The 25,375-nt window shown below is 40.9% G+C and carries 17 protein-coding genes and 1 tRNA gene; 12 read left to right on the top strand and 6 right to left on the bottom strand.

Annotated elements, in window-relative coordinates; all coding sequences use genetic code 11:
- Positions 1–29: 29 nt before the first annotated feature.
- Together clpX and RB622_RS10830 are read right to left on the bottom strand one after the other, a co-directional pair.
- Positions 30–1,274, bottom strand: coding sequence for an ATP-dependent Clp protease ATP-binding subunit ClpX (gene clpX / locus RB622_RS10835; protein WP_308046562.1), 1,245 nt, complete (start codon positions 1,272–1,274; stop codon positions 30–32).
- 389 nt (positions 1,275–1,663) lie between these two features.
- Positions 1,664–2,338 (bottom strand): ATP-dependent Clp protease proteolytic subunit, encoded by a 675-nt coding sequence (locus RB622_RS10830; RefSeq protein ID WP_308046561.1) that lies wholly within the window; start codon positions 2,336–2,338, stop codon positions 1,664–1,666.
- Between the two features lie 301 nt (positions 2,339–2,639).
- On the opposite strand from RB622_RS10830, the gene RB622_RS10825 reads away from it, so the two are divergent.
- Positions 2,640–3,017 carry a helix-turn-helix transcriptional regulator gene (locus RB622_RS10825; protein WP_308046560.1) on the top strand — a complete coding sequence of 126 codons (378 nt, stop codon included), beginning with the start codon at positions 2,640–2,642 and terminating at the stop codon, positions 3,015–3,017.
- 160 nt (positions 3,018–3,177) lie between these two features.
- On the opposite strand, the gene tig is transcribed toward RB622_RS10825, so the two are convergent.
- Both tig and RB622_RS10815 read right to left on the bottom strand, forming a co-directional pair.
- Complete coding sequence (gene tig, locus RB622_RS10820) at positions 3,178–4,521, bottom strand: trigger factor (protein ID WP_308046559.1); 1,344 nt, start codon at positions 4,519–4,521, stop codon at positions 3,178–3,180.
- 162 nt (positions 4,522–4,683) lie between these two features.
- Positions 4,684–4,765: transfer RNA gene (locus tag RB622_RS10815), tRNA-Leu, on the bottom strand.
- A 172-nt stretch (positions 4,766–4,937) separates the two neighbouring features.
- Here RB622_RS10815 and RB622_RS10810 point away from each other — a divergent pair.
- From RB622_RS10810 to RB622_RS10800, 3 genes are all read left to right on the top strand, one after another.
- Positions 4,938–7,220 (top strand): bifunctional (p)ppGpp synthetase/guanosine-3',5'-bis(diphosphate) 3'-pyrophosphohydrolase, encoded by a 2,283-nt coding sequence (locus tag RB622_RS10810; RefSeq protein WP_308046558.1) that lies wholly within the window; start codon positions 4,938–4,940, stop codon positions 7,218–7,220.
- A gap of 174 nt (positions 7,221–7,394) precedes the next feature.
- Entirely contained in the window at positions 7,395–7,901 is a 507-nt protein-coding gene (locus tag RB622_RS10805) for a Fur family transcriptional regulator (protein ID WP_254411896.1), read from the top strand.
- Positions 7,902–7,986: 85 nt separating this feature from the next.
- Positions 7,987–9,282: an adenylosuccinate synthase gene (locus RB622_RS10800; RefSeq protein WP_308046557.1), complete on the top strand. Its 1,296-nt coding sequence runs from the start codon at positions 7,987–7,989 to the stop codon at positions 9,280–9,282.
- Between the two features lie 79 nt (positions 9,283–9,361).
- Here the strand turns inward: RB622_RS10800 and RB622_RS10795 are convergent, their stop codons facing one another.
- Positions 9,362–12,313, bottom strand: a complete 2,952-nt coding sequence (locus tag RB622_RS10795) for a DEAD/DEAH box helicase (protein WP_308046556.1) — start codon at positions 12,311–12,313, stop codon at positions 9,362–9,364.
- 369 nt (positions 12,314–12,682) lie between these two features.
- On the opposite strand from RB622_RS10795, the gene RB622_RS10790 reads away from it, so the two are divergent.
- Positions 12,683–13,891 carry a site-specific integrase gene (locus RB622_RS10790; protein ID WP_308046555.1) on the top strand — a complete coding sequence of 403 codons (1,209 nt, stop codon included), beginning with the start codon at positions 12,683–12,685 and terminating at the stop codon, positions 13,889–13,891.
- A 21-nt stretch (positions 13,892–13,912) separates the two neighbouring features.
- Here the strand turns inward: RB622_RS10790 and RB622_RS10785 are convergent, their stop codons facing one another.
- On the bottom strand, positions 13,913–15,409 hold the full coding sequence (locus RB622_RS10785; protein WP_308046554.1) for a hypothetical protein: 1,497 nt from the start codon (positions 15,407–15,409) through the stop codon (positions 13,913–13,915).
- A gap of 353 nt (positions 15,410–15,762) precedes the next feature.
- On the opposite strand from RB622_RS10785, the gene RB622_RS10780 reads away from it, so the two are divergent.
- The 7 genes from RB622_RS10780 to RB622_RS10750 are packed head-to-tail and all read left to right on the top strand — an operon-like array spanning position 15,763 to position 25,257.
- On the top strand, positions 15,763–17,340 hold the full coding sequence (locus tag RB622_RS10780) for a type I restriction-modification system subunit M (protein ID WP_308046553.1): 1,578 nt from the start codon (positions 15,763–15,765) through the stop codon (positions 17,338–17,340).
- Between the two features lie 14 nt (positions 17,341–17,354).
- Positions 17,355–18,380, top strand: coding sequence for a virulence RhuM family protein (locus RB622_RS10775; protein WP_308046552.1), 1,026 nt, complete (start codon positions 17,355–17,357; stop codon positions 18,378–18,380).
- A gap of 1 nt (position 18,381) precedes the next feature.
- Positions 18,382–19,044, top strand: coding sequence for a restriction endonuclease subunit S (locus tag RB622_RS10770; protein WP_308046551.1), 663 nt, complete (start codon positions 18,382–18,384; stop codon positions 19,042–19,044).
- Entirely contained in the window at positions 18,987–19,427 is a 441-nt protein-coding gene (locus RB622_RS10765) for a restriction endonuclease subunit S (RefSeq protein WP_308046550.1), read from the top strand. The genes RB622_RS10770 and RB622_RS10765 overlap by 58 nt, the downstream gene beginning before the upstream one ends.
- 39 nt (positions 19,428–19,466) lie before the next feature.
- Positions 19,467–22,409 carry a type I restriction endonuclease subunit R gene (locus RB622_RS10760; RefSeq protein WP_308046549.1) on the top strand — a complete coding sequence of 981 codons (2,943 nt, stop codon included), beginning with the start codon at positions 19,467–19,469 and terminating at the stop codon, positions 22,407–22,409.
- A 28-nt stretch (positions 22,410–22,437) separates the two neighbouring features.
- On the top strand, positions 22,438–23,892 hold the full coding sequence (locus RB622_RS10755) for a toll/interleukin-1 receptor domain-containing protein (RefSeq protein ID WP_308046548.1): 1,455 nt from the start codon (positions 22,438–22,440) through the stop codon (positions 23,890–23,892).
- 42 nt (positions 23,893–23,934) lie between these two features.
- On the top strand, positions 23,935–25,257 hold the full coding sequence (locus tag RB622_RS10750) for an RNA-directed DNA polymerase (RefSeq protein ID WP_308046547.1): 1,323 nt from the start codon (positions 23,935–23,937) through the stop codon (positions 25,255–25,257).
- Positions 25,258–25,375 lie beyond the last annotated feature (118 nt).

Raw genomic sequence — 25,375 nt, 5'->3', positions numbered from 1 at the left:
CAAGGCGTTTTATATGAGGTATTAACTGTCTAAGCTACTGAACGTAATAGCGACATGGATGATTTGCTGAATTTCTCCTGAGCATAATCCAGCGTCATCGTGAATTCCTTCACATCTTTTTGTGATGGCAAATCAAACATCGCGTCTGTCATGATCGACTCGCAAATGGCACGAAGTCCGCGGGCACCCAGTTTGCAAAGCATTGCCTGATCAACGATGAAATCCAGCACTTCTTCGGTAAAGTGGAGTGCAATGCCCTCCATTGCAAAAAGCTTGCTGTATTGTTTAACCAAAGCATTTTTTGGTTCCGTCAAGATACGACGCAGCGTTTCACGATCCAGTGGATTCAGGTGCGTAAGTACGGGCAGACGACCGATAAGTTCAGGGATCAGTCCGAAAGATTTCAAATCCTGGGCCGTCACGTAACGCATCAGATTTCCTTTGTCAAAAATTTCGATGATGCGGTTATCTCCTGAAAATCCGATTGGACGGGTGTTGATCCGTTTTGCAATATGGCGTTCGATGCCGTCAAAAGCACCGCCGCAAATGAAAAGAATATTTTCAGTATTGATCGTGATCATTTTCTGATCCGGGTGCTTGCGGCCACCCTGAGGTGGTACGTTCACAGACGAACCTTCCAGCAATTTCAAAAGCGCCTGCTGTACACCTTCACCGCTTACATCACGTGTGATGGATGGGTTATCGGATTTACGGGCAATTTTATCCATTTCATCGATGTAAACGATGCCGCGTTCTGCTGCTTCTACATTGTAGTCGGCAGCCTGCAAAAGGCGTGTCAAAATGGTTTCCACATCTTCCCCAACATAACCTGCCTCTGTAACAACGGTTGCATCGGCAATACAAAACGGTACCTGAAGAATGCGCGCGATGGATTTGGCAAGATAGGTTTTACCGGTTCCGGTTTCACCCACCATGATAATATTCGATTTTTCGATCACCACGTCATCATCCGTAACCGTTTGGTTAAGGCGTTTGTAGTGATTGTAGACCGCAACAGCCAGCGAACGTTTTGCCTCGTCCTGACCTATAACATATTGTTCGAGAAAACGCTTGATTTCAGTCGGAGGGATTGACTTAAGCTTTGGTAATTTGGTCTTCTTTTCTTTTTTATCGTCTTTGGAATTCAACTCTTCCGTAATCACCTGATACCCCTGTGCAATGCAATGATTGCATATATGGGCATCTATCCCCGAGAGTAACAGTTCAACTTCATTTTTTTTGCGTCCGCAAAACGAACAACTAACTTGTGCCATTGGTGAATATATACAGTTATTGAATTTACTATGATTGATCAGATACTTATGAAAATAATTGTATCATGAAAAATACTATTGGATAATGTTCTATAACAAAAGGATTGGGGGCATTGTTTCAAAACCCTGAAATTCCTGCGAATACTTTATCTCTTAAAATTAATAATCACGTTTTAATTACAAATAAAGACGAAAAACGTGCTGAACTACCATGATAAGATGATCAGTATCAGAGAACGGAGCAACTTTATTCTTTGTCAATGCAATAGGGAATTTTGGCAAAGTTCCGGCTTTTTAAGTTTGTTACCAAATTCAATGTATGCCGGTAAATAAAAATCGCCCGAAAGACGGATCTCCGGGCGATTTTGTATCAATTAAATTCAAAAAACTTATTTATCGCGCGTCAAAACTTCGTCGATAAGTCCGTATTCTTTTGCTTCGTAAGCACGCAGCCATTTGTCACGGTCAGAGTCAATGCCAATTTGCTCAGCCGTTTGTCCCGTGTGATTCGCAAGGATGTCGTACAATTCATGGCGAAGTTTAACGATTTCACGGGTTGTGATCTCAATATCAACCGACGTGCCCTGTGCTCCGCCTGATGGCTGGTGAATCATAACACGTGCGTGCGGAAGTGCGGAACGCTTGCCGGCAGCACCGCCCGCTAAAAGAACAGCGCCCATAGAAGCAGCAAGACTGGTACAAACCGTTGCGACGTCTGGACGAACATATTGCATGGTATCATAAATTCCCAAACCTGCATAAACAGAACCACCCGGACTGTTGATATACATCAGGATATCTTTTTTCGGATCAGCAGATTCTAAAAAAAGTAATTGGGCAACTACGATATTCGCTATGTTGTCATCAACGCCCGTTCCCATAAAAATAATACGGTCGGCCATCAATCTTGAAAAAACATCCACTTCACGAAAGTTCATCGGACGCTCTTCAATAACCGAACGGGTCATGTTTTCAACAGTGTGGTTCATGTAACCGTCAACTGTAAGGCCACTCATCCCAAGATGGTGAACGGCATATTTTCTAAATTCATTTCCGTTATTCATGAATAAACTTTAAATTTTAAAATAATATGTAATGTAAGGAGTACATGTTGGCTAGAACAAAAACCCTTTTGTCTTAGTTTCTGGATACGAATATCCTGATTTGTTTCTTTGTTCTGTACAAAATTGACTATTTCATTGAATAATCCTTGTCTGTTGGGGTTATAAATTATCGAAAAATGCGAGAAGCGATTCTTTGAATGCTTTTTAACTTGCAGATGTTATTACCCAAAAGCCAATAATACGAGTAAAATTTAGTCTTTCAGAAATTCATTCTAAAAATTTATTCTGCGTTTTACAGACTATGAGCGATACAATAAGCCCATCAGAAAGAATCCGGCAGCTGCGGCTGCAAAAGGAATTGTCACAGGAAAACATGGCCGATATGCTTGGATTGTCAACGACGGCCTATGGAGATATGGAAAGAGGAAGAACAGAACTTTCGTTTTCACGATTGGAAAATATTGCCAGGCTGCTGGATGTATCCTTGCCTGCTTTACTGGGTTTTGAAACAAAAACGCTTTCGGAAACAGAATGGCTGCGCCAGGAAAATGAGCGGCTTATGGCTTCAAACGCAAAACTGCAAAAGGAACTGGACCAATGGAAAGAAAGATTTGGTTCGCTGGCGGCCGCTGAAATCGGGCGGCAGATTCAGCAGAATCGGGAACCGATCGGGTTTTGAGAGGTATGTAGAGAAAAGAGAAGGAAGTCAAGACTGGACGCCCCCGTTTTTCAAAACTTGCCTTCTTTAATAACTTTGAAATATCTTCTTTCAAATACGCTATAACAAAGAAAGGCTGCAAAATTTGCAGCCTTTCTTTGTTATAGGATCGGGAAGTCAATTAAGCAACTTCGCCTTTCGCAAGTTTTTCGAATGCCGCAACATCGATTGTCTGCTCATCCGTAGCCACCTGGGTACGAACGATATCAATGATTTTGTTATCGAAAACCTGATTGAATATCTGAGAATAGTTATCGCGTTCTTTGTCTGCAAGGTAACCAGCCGCCACACGGTCAATGGTGTCAGCCATGCTGTCGTCGTCACCGTACATTCCGAACTGACCACGAACCATTTGTTTCGTAAATTCAAGAATTTCAGGATATTCAACTTTAACGCCTTCTGAATCAGCGATTTTATTTTTGATAAGGCTCAGTTTCAATGATTTCTGGAAATCTTCGAATTGTTCCTCAATTTGCTCACGGGTGAACTTGCCTTCGTTGGTACGTTCCAACCAGTCTTTAAGGAATTCGCCTGGAAGATCGATCTGGATCGAATCGATCAAAGCAGTTTCCAAATCACGACGAAGCAATGCTTCTGTTTCGCGTTCGTAGTTGCCTTTAATTACTTCCGTAACTTTTTCGTTGAACGATTCCTCGCTGTCAGCGATTCCTGGTCCAAGTACTTTGTCGAAGAATTCCTGGTTAACTTCCGCAGGAGCCGAACGGGTGATATCTTCAACGATCAAAGTGTAATCACCTGAAAGTGCTCCGATATCTTCTTTTTTCTTTCCTGTAACGTGTGCGATTGCAGACTGGTCAGCAAAAGTATTCTGGATATCAAACGTAACGACGTCACCTTTTTTGAGACCGATAAATTTAGCCTGGTTTTCTTCTGCAACCTGTTTTGTAGGGATCGCTGTACGGGTTGTAAATTCGCTTGATTCCTGCTTCAATTCACCGAACACCATGTCACCCAATTCACTTACTTCCGGGTGGATGCTGTCAGCAAATCTTTCGCGAAGGCTGTCAACTGTTTTAGTCAGTTCGGTTGCGTCCGTTTCAATGGTGTAACGTTTTACCGCAGAAATTTCAGGAAGTTTAACTTCGAAATCCGTTGCAAGACCAAGATCGTAGCTAAATTCGAAATCAGCAGGCTTGTCCCAGTTAGCTTCTTCTGCTTTTTCACGGTTCGGGATCGGATCTCCCACAACCTGTAATTTATTTTCGCGGATATAAGTACTTACTGCGTTGCTCAAAAGACTGTTTACTTCGTCCACCAATATGCTTTTTCCATACATGCGCTGGATTACATGGGACGGCACTTTGCCCGGACGAAAGCCTTTTAAACTCACACGTTTGGTATAATCCTTAATGGATTTATCAACCTTCGGCTGGTAATCATCTTTGGTTAGCTTAACTTTAAGAGAGGCCAATGTTGGCGAACTCTTTTCTAACAAAACTTCCATGCGTTGCTTATGATATTAGTAAATGTCCTTTTTTAGATAAAACGCAAAACAAAAATGCCCTCAAAACAGTGTCCTGAGGGCATTTGACGGGTTTTCTTCGGAGCAGTTCATCTTCTTATTTCAGATAGGAAATATGACGCCCCGTCAGTCCCTTGTTGTTCGTACGGGCGGAGGGAATCGAACCCCCACGCCTTGCGGCACTAGATCCTAAGTCTAGCACGTCTACCAGTTCCGCCACGCCCGCTCTTATTTTCTCTTTAATCTTCAACCCTTGTCGTTGGTTGGGAGTGCAAAGGTAGCAAAGTTTGTTTTAAACATGCAAGCTTTTTGAAAAATATTTTTGAAATATTTTTTTTCATTGAATAATCTCGCTAAAATTTGTTATTTTGGTGAAGCGTACTAATTACTATTAAGCATTGGAGCAACTCGTTGAAACCCTGAGCATAGATCTGGAGCAGGAGCGTAAGGATATCCTTAAAAAATACCGTAGGCTGTTGCGGACAGCCAAACCGTTTTTAAAGGACAATGATGCAAAATTAATCAAGAAGGCCTTTTATACATCGGTGGAGGCACATAAGGATATGCGCCGCCGATCGGGCGAACCCTATATATACCACCCGTTGGCCGTGGCACAGATTGTCGTGGAGGAAATTGGGCTGGGTACCACGGGTATCGTTTCTGCCCTGCTACATGATGTGGTGGAGGATACGGATATGCGTATCGAGGATATCGACCGGTTGTTCGGAAAAAAAGTTGCGAAAATTATTGACGGCCTCACCAAAATTTCAGGGAGGTTCGAATATGGTACTTCGCAGCAGGCCGAAAATTTCCGGAAAATGTTGCTTACCCTGTCAGACGATGTTCGGGTGATTCTGGTAAAACTGGCAGACCGTTTGCATAACATGCGGACGCTCGACAGCATGCCGCGTGACAAGCAGCTCAAAATCGCATCCGAAACAATTTTTATTTATGCTCCTTTGGCGCACCGGCTTGGTCTGTACAGTATCAAATCCGAGCTGGAAGAATTGTATCTCAAATATACCGAGCCACAGGAATACCGTGCAATTTCGAGAAAGCTGAGAGAAACCAAGAGCTCGCGTGACCGGTTTATTTCAAAATTCACGGAACCGATTGCCCAGGATCTTGAACAGGCAGGTTTAAACTATATCATCAAAGGCAGGCCCAAATCGATTTATTCGATCTGGAATAAGATGCGCAAGCAAAACAAACCTTTCGAGGAGATATATGATTTGTTTGCCATTCGTATCGTTTTGGAATCTTCTCAGGAGGGCGACCGCGAAAAAGCACTTTGCTGGCAGGCCTATTCCATCGTGACAGATCACTATAAGCCTAACCCGGACCGGCTGAAAGATTTCCTCAGTACGCCGCGCGCCAACGGCTATCAGTCGCTGCACTCGACCGTAATGAGTAAGAGCGGCCAATGGGTGGAAGTGCAGATCCGTACGTCGAGAATGGACGAGATCGCGGAAAAAGGCTATGCGGCGCACTGGAAGTATAAAGGGAATGACACGAAGGTGCGCGGAAATATTGAGCAATGGATCAGCCAGGTGCGTGAAACACTGGAAACGGGTTCTGGAGATAAAACCGCTGCAATCGAGTTTCTGGATGAATTCCGGACCAATCTTTTTAATGAGGAGGTTTTTGTTTTTACACCAAAAGGTGAACTGAAAGTATTGCAAAGCGGTGCAACGGCGCTCGATTTTGCTTTTGAAATACACTCGGAAGTGGGCGTACATTGTATGGCTGCCAAAGTGGGCGGAATCCTTGTTCCGATCAGTTATGTGCTCAATAATGGCGATCAGATTGAAATCATAACGTCCAACAAACAAAAGCCGAATGAAGACTGGCTGCGTATTGTACGAACTTCCAAAGCACGTGCCCGGATAAAAGACTTTTTGAAAGAAGATAACCGTCGCTATGAAACGGACGGTCGTCAGATGGTTGAAAAGAAGCTTAAAATTCTGGGGATAGAACTGACCGCGGAAGTTGTGAACCAGCTGCGTGCTTTTTTTGAATGTAAAACCGCTTCCGACTTTTTCTACAAGATTGGAAAAGGATATGTTCAGCTGGATGAATTAAAAAGATTTAAAAGAGAGAAGGAGGCGAAGGAAAGAAAAGCGATCACCGCTGTTATTCCACAGGTTGACGGGGCAGACGGTAAAGCTTATACCAAACTTTTAAAGAATATTCATGGCGACCGGGCTGACAGCGATACGCTGCTGATCGGCGATGATATGGACAAAATTGATTACAAACTGGCACCCTGTTGTAATCCGATTGCCGGGGATGACGTTTTCGGTTTTGTGACTATTAACGAAGGTATTAAAATTCACAGGACAACTTGTCCGAACGCGGCTGAATTAATGTCCAAACACGGAAATCGTATCATCAAAGCAAAGTGGGAGTCGAATAAGGACGAAGCTTTCCTTGCCGGGCTTTATATTTCGGGAACGGATCGGGTTGGTCTGATCAACGACGTGACCCGAATTATTTCCAATGAGCTTCATATCAACATGCGTGGACTTACCATCGATACCAAAGATGGCGTTTTCAATGGAGATATCAGGCTTTATGTACAGGATACGCGGCATTTGGATGTGCTGATCAGCAAGCTCGAACAGGTGGAAGGTGTGTATACGGTGCAAAGATTCGACACGAACCTGTCAGGAAATAAATAAAGAAGGAACCATTATGTGTGTGACTTGTTAATGAATTGGTTTATAGTTCGGGTGCAACAGCGTTATAACCGCATAAACATCGCCGCATGAAAGCTTCAAATGACTACCGCTGCATAATTGCCACTGTGATTTAAGAAAAAAAAGCACGTAATTTGCGCAAGATTTTCAAAAGATATGCCACAAGCCAGCAAACCAAATTTTGAAGCCGCGAAGAAAATTCTTACGGCTTACCTCGAAAATAAAGGACTTCGCAAGACCCCTGAAAGGTTTGCGATATTGGAAGAAATCTATACCCGTGAGGACCACTTCGATGTAGATGAACTCTATATCAGCATGAAAAACAAACGTTATCGTGTAAGTCGTGCTACCGTGTATAATACCCTGGACGTACTGGTTGACTGTGATCTGGTAACCAAACATCAGTTTGGCAAGAACCTGGCACAGTTCGAAAAATCGTACGGAAACAAGCAACATGATCATTTAATTTGTACGGATTGTCATAAGGTAATGGAGTTTTGCGATCCACGGATCCAGTCTATCCAGAACATGGTAGGCGAGATGCTTAACTTCAGTGTACTGCATCATTCCCTGATCTTCTACGGCAATTGCACCAAGGAAAATTGCCAGAACCGGAAAGAAATTTCCGAGGAAGTTTCAGAAGGACATGAAATAAGAGAGTAGGTTTCGATAAGGCGTAACAGGCAACTTATGGTTTGTTACGCCTTATCAGTTTAGCAAATAATAGTTTTTAATAACCATTTATTGGATGAAAGTTGACGTATTGCTTGGTCTCCAGTGGGGAGATGAAGGTAAGGGTAAAATTGTGGATGTTCTCGCACCACGTTATCAGGTAGTAGCAAGATTCCAGGGAGGCCCTAACGCCGGACACACCTTGGAATTTGATGGTATTAAGCATGTTTTGCATCAAATTCCATCCGGTATTTTCCGTAGCGAAATCCAGAACATTATCGGAAACGGGGTTGTTTTAGACGCCATCGTTTTTAAAAGAGAAATTGAAAATCTTGCTAAATACAACCTTGATTTGGCGGGCAATTTGTTTATTTCTAAAAAAGCATCGCTGATTTTGCCAACGCATGCTTTGCTGGATGCAGCTTACGAACGCTCAAAAGGTGATTCGAAAATCGGTTCTACACTTCGTGGGATCGGACCTGCTTATCAGGATAAAGTTGCGCGTCTGGGATTGCGTGTGGGAGATGTTTTGTCTCCTAATTTTGCAGATAAGTACAAAAAACTTGTTGACGCACATAAAGTAATTCTTGACTTTTATTCATTCGATTACGCGGCTGTGCTTCCTCAGTCAGAAGAAAATTTCTTCGCTGCGGTTGAATTTATGAAGCAGTTTACAATGGTTGACAGCGAGTACGTTATCAATGATGCGATTGCAGAAGGAAAAACGGTTTTGGCCGAAGGTGCTCAGGGTTCTTTGCTTGATATCGACTTTGGTTCTTACCCGTTTGTAACAAGCTCTACAACCATGGCTGCCGGTGCCTGCACAGGCCTTGGCATTGCGCCAAGTGCTGTTGGCGAGGTATTTGGTATCTTCAAAGCTTATTGCACACGTGTAGGAAGCGGGCCTTTCCCGACAGAATTGCTTGAAGAAACAGGCGAAAAAATGAGACAGGAAGGCCGTGAATTCGGAGCTACAACAGGTCGTCCGCGTCGTTGTGGATGGTTGGATCTGCCAGCATTGAAATATGCCATTATGATCAACGGTGTAACGCAGCTGATCATGATGAAAGTGGACGTGCTTACTGTTTTTGATACAATCCGCGTTTGTACAAACTATCGTTTGCCAGACGGAACTTTGACGGATCAGCTTCCATACGACCTATGTGATGATACAGTTGAGCCGGTTTACAAAGATTTTGCAGGATGGCAAACATCTCTGGATGGAATCCGTGATTTCGATGCGATCCCTGATGCGTTACTTGCTTATGTGAAGTTCCTTGAAGCTGAGCTTCAGTTGCCAATAACATTTATTTCAACAGGCCCTGATCGCGAGGCTTTAATTACCCGCGAAACTACGGCGCTTTTGAACTAAAAATAGATTTAATACCAAAAAAAATGCCCTGGGAACATATCGTTACCAGGGCATTTTTAATTTTGGTATTGGTTCAAGATTATTCCAGCAGCGATAGTACGTCTTCTCTTGAAAGTGATTTAATGAATCCGTCCTCATTTGAGATCAGATCATCAGCCAACCGCTTTTTAGTGCGCTGCAAGGCTAGAATTTTTTCTTCAACAGAGTTTTTGGTGATAAATTTATAAGTAAATACCGTTCTGTCCTGGCCGATGCGGTGCGCCCGGTCTATGGCCTGCGCTTCAATGGCTGGATTCCACCAGGGGTCTAAAATAAATACATAATCTGCGGCGGTAAGGTTAAGGCCAAGGCCGCCTGCTTTCAATGAAATCAGGAATATTTTGATATTTTCATTATTTTGAAAATTTTCCACTTCCGCCTGACGATCTTTTGTCGATCCATCCAGGTAAGCATAGGTTATTTTACCCTTATCAAGATAAGCCCTGAATAGGTCAAGATGTTTTATGTATTGGCTGAATATCAAAATTTTATGATTTTCGCTAATGGCCGTTTCCATCTTGTGTAGCACATCTTCGAACTTTCCGGATCCATCCGCATAGTCCGGATCAACCATTTTCGGGTGATTTGCCAGTTGTCTTAATTTGGTAAGCCCCTGTAAAACCACGAGTTGAGATTTTGAAATTCCTTCTGAATCAATACTTTGCAAGATAAGATTGCGATAATATGCCTTGGCCTCTTCGTAAGCTTTTTCCTGCTCCTCGGACATTTCGCAGTATTGAATACTCTCCACTTTTTCGGGAAGATCCGTAGCAACCTGAGACTTATGACGACGTAAAATGAACGGTTTTATAAGGTTATAAAGTCGCTTTGATTTTTCCTCGTCGTTCTTTTTCTCAATCGGGATCTGGAATTCGTCGCGGAAAAAACGCTGGCTTCCCAGTAGTCCCGGATTCACAAACGACATCTGGGACCATAAATCCATGGTACTGTTTTCGATCGGAGTACCCGTCAGGATAAGCCTGTTCGCAGAATTCAGTTTTCTGACGGCTTTGGTAATAATGGATGCCGGGTTTTTGATCGCCTGGGATTCATCCAAAATCACGTAATTAAACCGGAAGGATTGAATGAAATCAATATCCAGCCTGACAATGCCGTAAGAAGTCAGGATGAGGTCGAAGCCTTCAAATTGTTCCGTATTTTTTTCACGGTAGGTGCCCGTATAAAGCATCACTTTCAACTTGGGCGTGAATCTTTTCGCTTCAAGCGCCCAGTTATACAAAAGTGAAGTTGGCATGATCAGTAACGACGGTTCTTTGATCCCAGCTTCTTTTTGAGATTGTAAAAAGGCCAGCGTCTGCACCGTTTTACCCAAACCCATATCATCGGCCAGGCAGCCTCCAAAGCGGTATTGGTTCAAGAACTGAAGCCAGTCATAACCGGCTTTCTGATAGGGGCGAAGCGTCCCTTTAAAGTTCTTAGGCGCAGTGGTCGGCTCAATCTGATTAAAGTCACGCAGCTTTTCCAGCTTATGGCTGATGACAGCAGTAGCCAGACTTTCTTCTTTCAATTCCTGAACGAGTGCCAGGTGGTGCATGCGTAAACGGATGTCATCACTGCTACTGTCATGTTCTGAAAAAGCGAAAAGCTCGGAATATTTGGTAAACCACCATTCGGGTATTACCGCAATTTCTCCATTCGGAAGGGTAAATTCCTTTTTCTGGTTTAGAATATAGCTCCTGAGCTGAATAAAGGGGATTTCGTATTCACCAAACTGAACGCGCGCATTGATATCAAACCAGTCACGGCCTTCTTCGATAGAAACATCAAGGGAGGAATATCCAAGAAAGTAGCGTTTAACGTCAGCAGTATTCTGTCGAAGAATAAAACCGTTTTCAGATAGAGTTTTGGCTGCGCTCTGGAGCCAGCCGAATGCCTGGGATTTTGGCATCAGCGTTTGGCCATTGCGAATGGTCAACCCCCATTCTTTAAGCTGGTTGAGGTTGTGACGTTCCGTCGGGATGTCACGCTTGACTTTATAAAAAATATAATCTTCTCCCTTTTTATCCATGAAGACACTCGAAGGGCTCGCAAAGCTGTCGAAAGGAAAAGTATAGGTTCCATATTGGAAAGCGATCTGGAAAGAGACATCCCCGTCTTCATATTCTGCCGGCAAGTGATCGTCAGAATCGGCTTCTGCAAAAAGCAGGGCAGGTGTGGTTTTACTTTTTACGGCCGTATCCGTAATGGTCAGAACCGGTTTCGGCACCGTAGCGATATTCCTGATGTCAAAACCCCGCGAAACCACATCATACGAAGCAATAAGCGGGGCAACGAAACGCTCATAATATGTTTCTTCAACCTTTCGAGGAATAGCAATAAATTTTTTTGCCAGAAATGGTTTAATTTTCTTGCCATCCACATTGCCTTCAAAATGATATAAATGGCCGTCAACGACGAGCCAGGCAGGTTCTTCACAAAGGATGATGGCATTTTTGTATTGAAAATCCAGTTTTTGGCCGTCGTGTTTAATCGCTGGGAAATAGTGCGTATTGTCTTCGTTCCGCATGAAATGAAAACGAATGGTCGCTTTTTTAGTTTCCCACACAACGGGTTTCCAGAGCGGGTTTCCGTCACTCCCCATGATGAAGAGGTCTTTGCCAGCCAGTTTAGCCAGGATGCGAGCCTTGCTGTTTTCCAGATAGGCGCTAATAGCTTCCTGAATCACTTTGTCCCCTTTCTGCACGTCGTAAATTTTGAGGAAAAAATCGACTGGGGACAGCTTTTTAGTATTGAATTTTTTTAAAATCGTGTCTTGTTGGATGTCATCAATCAGGCTTACGAGCTCGAAATCAGTTGCATCAAGCCCTGAACTGAATTCCTCTATATTTTTTGAAGAAATATTTTGTATCTGATAAGAAAAGTCACCCTGCGCATTGAGCTGGACTACAAACGATTCGAATATGTAGCCGAGATACTCATGATCCAGGATGGAATATATTATTTTAAAAGGTTCAGAGGTCGATACTTTCATAAGAATCAGTTCGCAAAACGATGACGCAGCGTTCGAAAGCTATCCAATCGAAAAATAGTTCGCTTCGTTAGCATTTGAAAAATATCAAATATAGGATAAAGAGGAGCAAAAAAAAAGACTTCCTTTTGGGAAGTCTTTAAAGAAGTGATGTACCGGGGACGGGAATCGAACCCGTACGAGCGTTTCGGCTCACAGGATTTTAAGTCCGACTTTTTATGGTTTTATATGGTGTGATTTGTAGTTATATGATCTGATTATCAATTGGTTATAAAATAAGTAAATGCAGGTGATATTAAGCAAAACCGCTATTTGTTGTACCTATGTTGTACCAATTTTTGATTATCTTCGTATGCTAAACATCTGAAAATCATGGCCTCATCACTTAAAGTTGTCCTGCGAAAAAAAGGGAAACAGGATGGTACTTACCCACTAGCCCTGCGTGTCACCCTAGACCGGAAATCCACTTATATCTATTTAGGACACGATATAAAGGAGTCCGATTGGGATGTTGTGGCACAGAAAGTTAAGAAATCTCATCCAAATTCTGTGCAGATGAATAACTTTATTCTTAAAAAGAAAGCAGAGGCCAACGATAAGATGCTCAATATGGGAGCACATGAAAAAGATATTTCAGTTAAAGCCATTCGCAATCAAATCAAACCCAAGGTAGGAGCCTCATTTTTTGCTCAGGCGGCGGTTTATTGTGAGGATTTAAAAATGTGCGGGAAGTTCAATCAGCGTTCGGCAGATGAACCCCGTATTCAGCAGTTCAAAACATTTTTGGGTGGTTCAGACATTAGCTTTGCAGAAATCAATCCGGCACTGTTGCTAAAATTTAAAGCCTATCTGATTGGTAAGCGCACGATATCGGAACGTACCGCCGTCAATCATTTAGTTATCATCCGTACCATTTTTAACCGGGCTATTGTAGATGGGTTGGTAGATCAAAAATATTACCCATTTGGAAAAGGAAGAATATCCATCAAATTTCCAGATAGTTTGAAGATAGGATTGACTGTGGAAGAGGTGAAGGCATTGGAACAGTTAGAGCTTCCAGCTGGTGAGAACCATGCACGGAATCTTTGGATGGTATCTTTCTATTTTGCAGGCATGCGTATTTCAGACGTGTTGAGACTTAAATGGTCAGATTTTCAGAATGATCGTTTGTACTATGCCATGGGGAAAAATCTAAAAACCGGATCTCTGAAAGTACCCACTAAGGTATGGGAGATACTAGAACAGTATCCGAAAGGCGTTAATGCGCATGATCTGGTATTTCCTGATTTGGCTGTCATGCCTGATTTAACCAAAGCATATGAGGTGCAAAGCTATATCAAAACCAGGATTAAAAGCGGGAATGACTATTTGAAAAAGGTAGCCGCAAAATTAGAGCTGACAAAATCCTTGTCTATGCACATTGCCAGGCATAGCTTCGCTCAAATATCTGCTGATCGTATTCCAGCCAATATTTTGCAAAGGCTTTATCGACACTCTGATATTAAGACGACCATGGGCTACCAGAGCAATTTTATCACGAAGACTACGGATGATGCGTTGGATGCGGTGATTAATTTATAGCGTCGCCATGTAATGAAATAATTATCGCACGTTTGATGCAGATGGTTTGTTATCTCCAGCGTCGATTAAAACGATACTTTTGTCATCCTGCAAGCCAAGCTCTTTTATTATAGATTTGACCCTTTGGTGCTCAATTTCATCGAAATACATAATAGCTTTTATGGATTTCTTAGCGTTACTGGCTGCTTCATACACTTTGGTCTGATTTTGTAAGTTCATTTTTATTTTTGAGTTCGATGCTAATTTGAACTCAATAAGGGCTTTATCGTTAGCGCCGTTTGATGCAATGTAATCAACTGGGCCACGGCCATTATTTACCTCTCTATTAATATCGATAGGTGAAGTAAACCAAGTAAGCCGATACATAACCTGAAGGTCTGACTCTCGTTTAATTGGTTTTCCTTTGTGATAAAATAATTTATAGCCGTCTTTATTTTCTATTACGTCTTTGAGAAAGTGAATTCTTATAAGAGCCTCTTCATATGAACTATCAGGTTTGTATTTATAGAAATCGGTTTCATCTAATAGGCTTTGAATTAGTTGTGTCACATGTTGCTGGAAAATAACCTCGACTTCCTGCACTTTTTCATCGGCAACACTTTTTGCTTCGTCAGTTAGACTTTCTTTCAGTTTGATATAGTAATCTACTATTTCTGGGAATTTAATAATAGTTTCGTTGACAGCTTTCGCAATATCCTCTTGTGAAGGTAATTTTTCCCTACGCCTTTTACCTTTTCCAACAAAAACTGGTGCGGGTAACATTCGGCGATAAAAGTTTGTGATGTCATTTCTAAGTTGGTCATTCGGTATGGAATTACAAATTCCAGTAAAATCTCCTTTAAGGTCATTACTATTAATCCAGTTCTCATCCTTCGTTAAAAGGTCTCTTGGAGTTAACAGGACGAAATCATCTTTATAGATGGGAAGGACGTATTTTTTTGTCATCCATTTTTCAACTTCGTAATCAAAATAAGCCTTATCAACCGAACATTGCCTGGTCTGTTCGGTTTTTAGAAATTGCTTCGCAAACGATTCTGTGTATTCCAACAGATAACATTTTATAAGATTGCATGTGAAATCGCTGATATTATCCTTGCCTACACCGATTTGAAATAAAGCAGCTTTTTCTAAGTGAGATGTTTGGGATATTTTTTCTTCAAAGATGTCATCAAAAATTATATGCATATAAGATGACATAGCTCGACCAAATTTTTCTCCCAATCCGCTACCTCCGTTGCCAGCAACACTAAATCCTAGCCAATTTTGCTTTACTTCGGAGAACTTATACCAGGAAGATATCTTAGTATCTGTGATATTACCCCTCTGAGATTTGCTTTGTAAAAATGAGAGATAACTCAAAATACTTTGGTGCATTGTTTGATAATCGGGATTTTCACTTCCGTATAAAAGGAAGGGATCAATAAAAAGGGGAAGATCATTGATCAAAGAGATGTTGAAAGCGCCGTATTTTTCTAAAACATCTTCATCAATGTTAAAATAGTCAGTAAAGTAAACCATAGGCCCCGTGATGTTAATTTCAACATTATAAATTACTTATATCATACTTTGTAAGGTAAATGAACCAAATAGATTAAACAAATATTATGTAATCTAATAGTAAATTGACATGCTTGAAGTACCAGGTGGGTAGGTGAGTGAATGTTCTGATTAGAAGTTTTAGAGCTTATCCAAAATTCATAGTTCAGTGTACAATTCTTCACCACAGACTGAATTCCTAGATTGTTTCCGACGTAAGACCATAAATTATCTTTACTTTGTAACATCCGGATTTAGGGCTTCTCCGTCAGCTACTCATGTGGTAAGGTAGTGCTGGTCTGAATACAATTTAATTAATTGAAAAAGAACATATAATGAGTGAAGATCAGAAGCGTGTGCTTGAACAGCAGCTTTGGAATATTGCCAATACCCTCCGTGGTAAAATGAATGCCGATGAATTTAGGGATTATATCCTGGGTTTTATTTTCTATAAGTATCTGGCCGAGAAAATGGAACTATATGCCAATGCAATTTTGGAACAGGATGGCATCAGATATAAAGATATTAATGAGCATACCGAAGATGGCCGGGCGTTTTTAGAAGCGGTGCAAGAGGAATCCTTAGAGAAACTAGGGTACTTCCTGAAACCTTCGGAACTGTTCAGAGAAGTAGCAAAACGTGGGAATAGTGACGGTGAAGAGGGAAGTGCGAGTAATTTTATTCTGGAAGAACTGCAACGTATTTTAACCAATATCCAGCTCAGTACCATGGGTACAGCAAGTGAGGAGGATTTTGACAACCTCTTTGAGGATATGGATCTGACGAGCAGCAAGCTGGGCAAAACGCCGGAACTGCGGAATGAGTTAATCTCAAAAGTGCTGGTGCACCTGGATAAAATAGATTTTAAATTAGAAGATACAGAACTCGATGTATTGGGCGACGCTTATGAATATCTGATTGGACAGTTTGCCAGTGGGGCAGGAAAAAAAGCAGGGGAGTTTTACACGCCTCAGCAAGTCAGTAAAATTCTTGCAAAAATCGTCACAACAGGAAAGGAGCGTTTACGATCAGTCTATGATCCAACTTGTGGATCGGGTTCTTTGTTGTTGCGTGTAGCTAAGGAGGTTAAGGAAGTCAGTAACTTCTACGGACAGGAACGCAACCCTACGACTTACAACCTGGCCCGGATGAACATGATCCTGCACGATGTGCATTACCGGAAATTTGATATCAAGAATGACGATACACTGGAAAATCCACAGCATTTAGACTTACAGTTTGAAGCCATCGTGGCCAATCCACCTTTTTCGGCACATTGGAGTGCAAGCCCTTTATTTTTGACCGATGATCGTTTTAGTCAGTATGGACGTTTGGCCCCAGGGACGAAAGCCGACTTTGCCTTTGTACAACACATGGTGCATCACCTGGCCGAAAACGGCAGTATGGCGATTGTATTGCCACATGGTGTGCTTTTCCGTGGAGGGGCTGAACAACATATCCGTCGTTTCTTGATTGAAGAAAAAAATTACCTCGATGCAGTGATTGGCCTACCAGCTAATATTTTCTATGGTACGAGTATTCCAACTTCGGTATTGGTTTTTAAAAAATGCCGCGAAAACCCGGAAAATATTCTGTTTATCGATGCCAGTCGTGATTTTGAAAAAGTAAAAACTCAGAATATCCTGCGTGAGGATGATGTTGATAGGATTATCACTACCTATCGTAATCGCACCGAAATTGAAAAATATAGTAAAATTGCTTCATTAAGTCAGATTGTCGAAAACGATTATAACCTCAACATCCCGCGTTATGTCGATACGTTTGAGGCAGAAAACAGCATTGATATCAATGCTGTTGCGAAAGAACTGAAAGCATTGGAAACCGATATGTTGGCTACCGATCAGGAGTTGGCCGCTTTTTGTGATGAGTTGGGAATTGAAAAACCATTTTGAACCGGAATGTGGACATGGCAAAGAAACTAGCACCGCAGTTAAATACAGAAATTATCATTTACCAGACACAGGATGGTAAAGCGTCGGTATCGCTCTACGCGCAAGATGGGTCTGTCTGGATGAGCCAAAGTCAGTTGGCTGAACTTTTTGACACCTCCAAGCAGAATATAAGCCTGCATATAAATAACATACTGAAAGAAAAAGAGTTGTCTTTGGATTCAGTTGTCAAGGAATACTTGACAACTGCCAGTGACGGGAAGACTTATAATATTACCTTTTACAGTCTGGACATGACCCTGGCCATTGGATTCCGGGTTAGGAGTAAGAGGGGAACGCAGTTCAGGCAGTGGGCTAATCGTAACTTGAAAGAGTATATGGTTAAGGGATTTGTCATGGACGACGAGCGTCTTAAAAATCCAGATGGGCGTCCAGACTATTTTGATGAGTTACTAGCTCGCATACGAGATATACGGGCTTCTGAAAAACGTTTTTATCAGAAAGTTCGCGATTTGTTCGCACTGAGTAGTGATTATGATACAACGGATAAAGCCACCCAGATGTTTTTTGCTGAGGCTCAGAATAAGATTCTATTTGCTATTACCGGCCATACTGCCGCTGAAATTATTGTAAGCCGCGCCAATCCAAATGAGCCCAATATGGCGCTTACCAACTGGAAGGGTAGCATTGTCAGAAAACAGGATATCTATATTTCAAAGAACTACCTGACGGATGATGAACTAGACACATTAAACCGGTTTGTGACAGTGTTTCTGGAAACGGCAGAGTTACGTGCTAAAAACAGGCAGGATATTACCATGAATTTTTGGCGAAATAATATAGATCGAATTATTGAATTCAATGACAGACAATTACTTACGAACAAAGGTCGTGTCAGCAATGCGCAAATGGAGAAAATGGTAGAACAACTCTATGAACAGTTTGATACAAAGCGAAAAGTAGAAGAAGCAAGGCAGGCTGATGTCATAGATATTGAGGAATTAAAAGCTCTGGAAACGAAAATCAAAGGGGCGAAAAAATAGTATGGATATACAAATGAATGTGCCAAAACTTCGCTTTTTGGGATTTGATGATCAGTGGGAGAAGAAGAAATTAGGGAATTTGGCGGAAGTGTCATCGGGAGGGACACCTAGTCGAACAAACCCAATTAACTGGAATGGAAATATTTCTTGGGTTACAACTTCTTTAATTGATTTTAATGTAATTACTCATTCTGAGGAAAAAATTACAGATGCAGGATTAAAGAATTCATCTGCAAAATTGTTTCCAAAGGATACCATCTTAATGGCTATGTATGGCCAAGGAAAAACAAGAGGTAAGGTTGCGAGACTAGGCATTGAAGCGTCTACTAACCAAGCTTGCGCAGCGATAATCGTAAACCGTAAATTTCTCAGTTCAATATTTTTATTTCAAAATTTATCAAAGCGATATGAGGAAATCAGAGATTTAAGCAATCAAGGAGGACAAGAGAATTTAAGTGGTGGAATAATTAAAGGAATCGAAATATCATTTCCTTCACTCCCCGAACAACTAAAAATAGCATCATTCCTTATCAAAGTGGATGAAAAACTGACCCAGCTCAAAAAGAAAAAAGAGTTATTGAAAGGGAAGTTGTTCCTTTCATTAATATGGATGTTAACACATCTAAAATTACTGAAAGACAATATTGTAAAAATGGAGATTTAATAATTGCGGATGCTTCGGAAGATTATGCGGATATTGGAAAGGCAATTGAAATTGTTCATGTTGGGAATGAAAAGATTGTAGCTGGATTGCATACAATTCATGCAAGGTTAATTGAAAATCAAAATGCAATTGGCTTTGGTGGCTACATGCTTAGGTCCGAAAGAGTTCGTGCGCAAATTATGACAATTGCACAAGGAACAAAAGTTCTGGGCCTCTCGTCCAGTAAGTTGGCTAGTGTAATGATACCTTTTCCTAGTAAAGAAATACAAACTAAAATAGCTAACTTCTTATCTGCCATAAATAAGAAGATCGACCATACGAAAACCCAAATCGATAAAGCCGAGCAGTGGAAAAATGGACTTCTTCAACAGATGTTTGTTTGAATTCTCTCTTGGTAAAGGATCAGTAACTTGAACAAAGTAATGCCTAAACAACCCGAACAAGTTTTAGAAGAACAGTTAGTGACCCAACTGCAAGGTATGGGCTACGGCCTGGTCGCCATCCAAGGTGAAAGCCAGCTCTTAACGAACTTAAAAGCACAACTGGAAAAACATAATAAGATTCTGTTTACGGCGGGTGAGTTTGAGAAAGTCCTCAATTTACTGAGTAAGGGATCGGTATTTGAAAAAGCAAAAACGCTTCGGGAAAAGCAGCATATCGTTCGGGATAATGGCGATAGTCTCTATTTTGAATTTATCAACACAGAGCATTGGTGCCAGAATCAGTTTCAGGTCACACACCAGGTATCAATGGAAGGCAAATACAAAAATCGTTACGACGTCACGCTGCTGATCAATGGCCTGCCGATGGTACAGATAGAACTTAAACGGCGGGGGCTGGAACTTAAAGAAGCATTTAATCAGATCAATCGTTACCAGGGTCATTCTTTTGGAGCGGGTGCGGCGCTGTTCCAGTATGTACAGCTGTTTGTGATCAGCAATGGCGTCAATACCAAATATTACGCCAACAATCGGAACCAGTCTTTTAAGCAAACTTTCTACTGGACGGATAAAGATAATAAACGCCTGACCAACATCTTGAATGGCTTTACCAGCGCATTTTTGGAACCTTGCCATATCTCCAAGATGATCAGCAAATATATTGTGTTGAACGAAACTCATAAAATTCTGATGGTACTGCGACCGTATCAGTTTTATGCCGTTGAAGCTTTGATTGATCGGGTCAAAAATACGCGTGATGCTGGCCCGGCTAAAAACGGATATATCTGGCATACAACAGGTTCAGGTAAAACGCTGACATCCTTTAAAGCCAGCCAGATACTGACGAGTTTGCCGCAGGTGAAAAAAGTGGTCTTTGTCGTAGACCGAAAGGATTTGGATTATCAAACAACCAAAGAGTTTGATAGCTTCAAAAAAGGTGGTGTTGATGCCACGGAAAATACTCATGATCTGGTTACGCAGTTTACGGATGATACCAAACTGATCGTAACCACCATTCAGAAATTAAATACGGCTATTAGTAAGAAGCACCATTTGAGTAAAATGTCTGCGCTTCAAAATGAACGAATTGTATTCATCTTTGATGAATGTCACCGTTCTCAGTTTGGTGAAACCCACAACCGGATCAAAGCTTTCTTTAATAACATTCAGCTCTTTGGCTTTACAGGCACACCAATTTTTGCCGATAATTCGGTCAAAAATGAACTGGGTAAACGCACTACCAAAGATTTGTTTGAAGAATGTCTTCATAAGTATGTCATCACCGATGCCATTCGAGATGAAAACGTGTTGCGATTTTCTATTGAATATGTGGGGAGATTTAAGCGAAAAGACGGAACAGATAACGAAATAGATATTGAAGTAGAAGATATTGATACACGGGAATTGATGGAATCTCCGGCACGTGTAGAGAAGATCGTTGATTATATTCTGGCGCATCATGGCCGTAAAACGCATAACCGTGATTACTCAGCCATGTTTTGTGTGAGCAGTGTGGAATCACTGATCCGCTATTATGATCTTTTTCAAAAAAAGAAAGAAGCAGGAGAACACGACCTGAAAGTGGCGACGATATTCAGCTATGTAGCCAATGAGGACGATGCCAACGCCGACGGACTGATACGTGAGGATACGGAGATGCTCACACCAGGATTACGGATGGCAGCGGATCCGCCGGTATCTTACGGACAGGCGCAGGAAATAGCCCCTGTGATTAATATGCATAGCCGTGAAAAGCTGGATAGCTATATTGGACATTACAATACCATGTTTGGTACTAAGTTTTCGACCAGGGATTCACAATCCTTTTATAATTATTACAACGATCTTTCCAAAAAACTCAAAGACCGGGAGAAAAGCCCGGATAGCCCGGCCAGCCGGATTGATATTCTGTTGGTCGTGAATATGTTCCTGACGGGTTTTGATGCCAAAAAGGTAAATACATTGTATGTGGATAAAAATCTGAAATTCCACGGATTGATTCAGGCTTATTCCCGTACTAACCGGATTTTGAATGAGCAGAAGTCGCAGGGAAATATTGTGGTGTTCCGTAATCTAAAAAAGGTGACGGATGAAGCTATTACGTTGTTCAGTAACAAAGAAGCCATTGAAGAAATCATTCTTGAACCGTTTGAAGATTACGTTGAGAAGTTCAATACGGCGATAGAGAAACTGTTGGATATCACGCCGACAGTCAAGAGCGTGAATGAACTGGTAAGCGAAGAAGATGAACTGAAATTTGTGAAAGCTTTCCGTGATCTGATCCGGATCAAGAATATCCTGGAATCTTTTGCTGATTTTTCGTGGGAAGAATTAGGGCTTACCGAGCAAACTTTTGAGGATTACAAGAGCAAATATCTCGATTTGCACGACAAAGTAAAGTCTAACCATACCAAAGAAAAAGTATCCATTTTGGAAGAGGTGGATTTTGAGCTGGAACTCATTCACCGTGATGAGATCAACGTTACCTATATTTTGAAACTTTTGGCCGGACTGAAAACAGCTAAGCCAAAAGATCAGGAACGAAAACGCAGAGAGATTGAGCAACTGTTAAATTCAGAAATACAGCTCCGTAGCAAGCGGGATCTGATCGAGAAATTTATCGAAGAAAACCTGCCCCTGATCGAAGACGTTAGCGATATCAGTGATAAGTTTGATGAATTCTGGCAGCTGGAACAAATCAAATCGTTCAATGTACTGATAGAAGAGGAAAACCTCGATGCCGACAAAACACAACAGTTAATTGAAGACTACCTCTTTGCCGAACGCGAACCACTCCGTGACGAAGTCCTGTCTCTTTTAAAAGCTGGGCGCCCATCCTTGCTACAACGCAAGAAAATAGGCGACCGGATTTTGGATAAGATATTGGGGTTTGTGAAGACGTTTGTTGAGGGGGGAGAAGGGTGAAATATATATTTTGTAAGGACTTTTAATCATGCTTTCAAAAGAACAAATAATAAAACGAGTTTTTATCTCCTATAGCTGGACAACGCTATCTCATGAGGAATGGGTAATAAATTTGGCCGAAAGACTTGTTTCAGATGGAGTGGATACGACTATTGATAAATGGGACTTGAAAGAAGGGCAAGATAAATATGACTTTATGGAGTCCATGGTGAAATCTCCTGAAATAGATAAGGTGCTTATCATTTTGGACCGAAAGTATTCTGAAAAAGCAGATCAGCGTAGTGGTGGTGTGGGTACAGAAACCCAGATTATTAGTCCACAAGTATATAATAATGTATCGCAAGAGAAATTTATCCCAATTGTTGCCGAGAGAAACGAAGAGGGTAAGGGATATTTTCCAACTTATTTAGAAAGCAGGATATATGTAGACTTAAGTGATCAGGATACCTTTGAGGAAAATTATGAGAAACTAATTCGAAATATATTTGGAAAACCAGCCTACAGTAAACCACAGCTAGGAAAGATGCCGAGCTATTTGCAAGAGGAAATCCACTTAAGTCACAAAACATCAATTTTGGTCAGAGGATTTGACGCTCATGCGAGTAAAAATTCAAACCGCATAAATTCTTTATTGAGAGATTTTTTAGACGAGTTTACAGAGAGTTTAAAAGGATTGTCATTTAAGATTCAGAAGGCTGATAATATTTTAATGGGCAAGCAAGTGCACGACCAGATTATTTTGTCCACTCCATTGAGAAATGATTTTATTGCGTTCTTTGATAAAGTTACAAAAGAAGAATATGGAGAATTTGATGTTGATATTATTTTAAAATTTCTTGAACGGCTTCCATTGTTTAAACGACCACTTGATGAAACAAATTCTTTTTATGAAATAGAATTTGATCATTTTAAATTTTTAATTCACGAAATATTCCTGTACTTAATTGCAACTGGAATAAAAAATGAGAATTATAAATTTATTGAAGAGCTATTTTATTCTGGGTATTATTTTCAAGATAAATATACTCACAAAAAGGAGCCTAGTAGTTTTTCCGATCTATATAATTATGTTGATTCATTTGATGCTTATTATAAAGAGACGTACTCAAAGAATTTTCACAGCTCAATGGCTGATCTTATTATCAAAAGGATACCTGATAGCGTTAATAAGGAGCATTTGATTGAGGCAGATTTATTGTGTTTCTATATAGCAACCATGAATGACACCCATTGGTTTGCTATGACGTATATCTATTATGATGAGTACAAGCCAATTCCATTTTTTAATAGAATTACCTCTAAGCGACATTTTGAAAAGGTAAAAGGGATATTTGATGTACAAAATGAGGAAGAACTCAAAAGGAAATTGACTGTGTTAAAAGAAAAGGGGCAGGAAAGAAGAATCTCTTATTCAGGGTCTTTTAGGTCGATAGAGCCTATATATAGTCTTATTAACATCGAAAATATTGGGTCTACTCGATAAGTTGTGGTAAATATGCTTTTGAACATTGTCTAGAAGAACAGAATGACCAATAACGAATCCCTTTTAGAATTTGCATCTGATGATGAGATCTTGATTAATCATGAAGACGTTGAGTTTGAAAATGATGCCGGCAATATTCTCGGGCTTAGTAATCTTGATGCGCGTAATTTTTTCTTGAAGGGAACAAGTTATTGTAGTGTCGATTTACCGTTATATTTTGACTTCAACTCTCTACTTGATACAGTTGTGGCAAAATTAGGAGCTAGGGATCTTTCCAACTTTTGCTGCCAGATACCGAAATCCAATGGGGTTGGTACTAAGGCTGATGATCCAAGTAGCCATGAGGACGTGAATTATAAGCTAATTAATAACAAAGATGGCAGGTATGCATGGAGACCATTTCAACTTATACATCCTGCAATTTATGTTCATCTTGTTCACAAGATCACCGAGGAGATAACATGGACAACTGTGGTGAATCGTTTTGCTGAATTTGCCACTAACCCTAAAATACACTGTTTAAGTATTCCCATTGAATCTAAGACCAAGAGATCCGATAAGGCAGAAATGGTGTCACATTGGTGGCATGATGTCGAGCAGAAATCTATTGAAATGGCCTTGGATTATCAGTATTTGACGCAAACAGACATTACAGATTGTTATGGTGCTCTTTATACCCATTCAGTTGCATGGGCGATGCATGACAAGGCGGTAGCGAAGGCCAAAAAAAATGATAATACGCTTATAGGGAATGTTATCGACAAAAGTTTACAGTCCATGTCTAACGGGCAAACTAATGGGATTCCCCAAGGCAGTGCACTTATGGATTTTGTCGCAGAGATGGTCTTAGGATACGCAGATTTGCAGTTGTCAGAAAGGCTGGTATTGAAACCTGAGATTAACGATTATCAGATCCTGAGATATAGGGATGACTATCGTATATTTACCAATAACCCAAGTGATGGTGAGACGATAGTTAAGTTTATTACTGAAATATTGATTGAGCTTGGATTGAAGGTAAATCCTCAGAAAACAAATACTTCTGGGAGTGTTATTCGAGCATCCGTTAAAGAAGATAAGATATACTGGATAAATAATATTAAACTTGGGAAAAGTCTACAAAAACATTTATTGATTATTCACACACTAGCAGACAGATATCCAAATTCTGGTAGTCTTACTATAGCTCTAAGCGACTTTTATAAAAGAGTAGCGAAATATAAGAGGGCTAACGAAAATATAATTGTTTTAATTAGCATTCTGACTGATATCGCTTACAAGAACCCAAGAGTCTATCCGGTTGCGTCGGCAATATTGAGTAAGTGGAATTGCAACCTTTTGTTGGAGGAATTTGCTAGGCAATAGGGAGTGTAATCTAAACTCTGTCTGGTCGTCAAAGTTGATTCAAATTTAATTTTTCTTTTCGATTTCAAATGTTTTTTTTGCTTGCTATTGAGTTTGTCAAGGGCGGCTGAGGCACGAA

The sequence above is a fragment of the Dyadobacter sp. LHD-138 genome (genome assembly GCF_030929615.1).
GTDB lineage: Bacteria > Bacteroidota > Bacteroidia > Cytophagales > Spirosomataceae > Dyadobacter.
This window is presented reverse-complemented; position numbering and strand designations above follow the sequence as displayed.

What these genes read in the sequence shown, in the direction of transcription:
- RB622_RS10750 (WP_308046547.1), top strand. Translation starts at nt 23,935, where the DNA reads ATGACCAATAACGAATCCCTTTTAGAATTTGCATCTGATGATGAGATC.
- RB622_RS10795 (WP_308046556.1), bottom strand. Translation starts at nt 12,313, where the DNA reads ATGAAAGTATCGACCTCTGAACCTTTTAAAATAATATATTCCATCCTG.
- clpX (WP_308046562.1), bottom strand. Translation starts at nt 1,274, where the DNA reads ATGGCACAAGTTAGTTGTTCGTTTTGCGGACGCAAAAAAAATGAAGTT.
- RB622_RS10805 (WP_254411896.1), top strand. Translation starts at nt 7,395, where the DNA reads ATGCCACAAGCCAGCAAACCAAATTTTGAAGCCGCGAAGAAAATTCTT.
- RB622_RS10755 (WP_308046548.1), top strand. Translation starts at nt 22,438, where the DNA reads ATGCTTTCAAAAGAACAAATAATAAAACGAGTTTTTATCTCCTATAGC.
- RB622_RS10780 (WP_308046553.1), top strand. Translation starts at nt 15,763, where the DNA reads ATGAGTGAAGATCAGAAGCGTGTGCTTGAACAGCAGCTTTGGAATATT.
- RB622_RS10825 (WP_308046560.1), top strand. Translation starts at nt 2,640, where the DNA reads ATGAGCGATACAATAAGCCCATCAGAAAGAATCCGGCAGCTGCGGCTG.
- RB622_RS10785 (WP_308046554.1), bottom strand. Translation starts at nt 15,409, where the DNA reads ATGGTTTACTTTACTGACTATTTTAACATTGATGAAGATGTTTTAGAA.
- RB622_RS10765 (WP_308046550.1), top strand. Translation starts at nt 18,987, where the DNA reads ATGGATGTTAACACATCTAAAATTACTGAAAGACAATATTGTAAAAAT.
- RB622_RS10790 (WP_308046555.1), top strand. Translation starts at nt 12,683, where the DNA reads ATGGCCTCATCACTTAAAGTTGTCCTGCGAAAAAAAGGGAAACAGGAT.
- RB622_RS10770 (WP_308046551.1), top strand. Translation starts at nt 18,382, where the DNA reads ATGGATATACAAATGAATGTGCCAAAACTTCGCTTTTTGGGATTTGAT.
- tig (WP_308046559.1), bottom strand. Translation starts at nt 4,521, where the DNA reads ATGGAAGTTTTGTTAGAAAAGAGTTCGCCAACATTGGCCTCTCTTAAA.
- RB622_RS10775 (WP_308046552.1), top strand. Translation starts at nt 17,355, where the DNA reads ATGGCAAAGAAACTAGCACCGCAGTTAAATACAGAAATTATCATTTAC.
- RB622_RS10800 (WP_308046557.1), top strand. Translation starts at nt 7,987, where the DNA reads ATGAAAGTTGACGTATTGCTTGGTCTCCAGTGGGGAGATGAAGGTAAG.
- RB622_RS10760 (WP_308046549.1), top strand. Translation starts at nt 19,467, where the DNA reads ATGCCTAAACAACCCGAACAAGTTTTAGAAGAACAGTTAGTGACCCAA.
- RB622_RS10830 (WP_308046561.1), bottom strand. Translation starts at nt 2,338, where the DNA reads ATGAATAACGGAAATGAATTTAGAAAATATGCCGTTCACCATCTTGGG.